The sequence below is a fragment of the Pseudoalteromonas sp. S3260 genome (assembly GCF_005886925.1).
In the GTDB taxonomy this organism is placed as follows: domain Bacteria; phylum Pseudomonadota; class Gammaproteobacteria; order Enterobacterales; family Alteromonadaceae; genus Pseudoalteromonas; species Pseudoalteromonas tetraodonis.
This window is the reverse complement of record NZ_PNCV01000317.1, coordinates 1-256: the sequence shown is the minus strand read 5'-3', so window position 1 is coordinate 256 and position 256 is coordinate 1. Positions and strand designations below refer to the sequence as shown.

The window sequence follows — 256 nt, the reverse complement described above, 5'->3', positions numbered from 1 at the left end:
CATTAAGACTAATATGCTTTGCCAACGAATGCTCGTCAATGTCATCCGCTGATAATTCGCCTGCTTGTACTTGCTTCGCTAACTGTTGTGCGGCGTACCCTATATCCCATCGGCCCCCATAATTGGCGGCGATATTTAAGCGTAACCCGGTGTTTTCAGCAGTTAGTGACTCAGCTGCAGCTATTTTTTCTTGTAACTTGTTAGAAAAGCGACTCATGTCGCCAATTATGGATAATTTGACGTTATTTTTATGGAG

Annotated in this window: 1 protein-coding gene; it reads right to left on the bottom strand. The window is 43.4% G+C overall.

Going from position 1 to position 256, the window contains the following annotated elements; all coding sequences use genetic code 11:
* The coding region (locus CWC14_RS18625; protein WP_171036901.1) for an undecaprenyl diphosphate synthase family protein at positions 1 to 256 on the bottom strand (256 nt) is incomplete at both ends.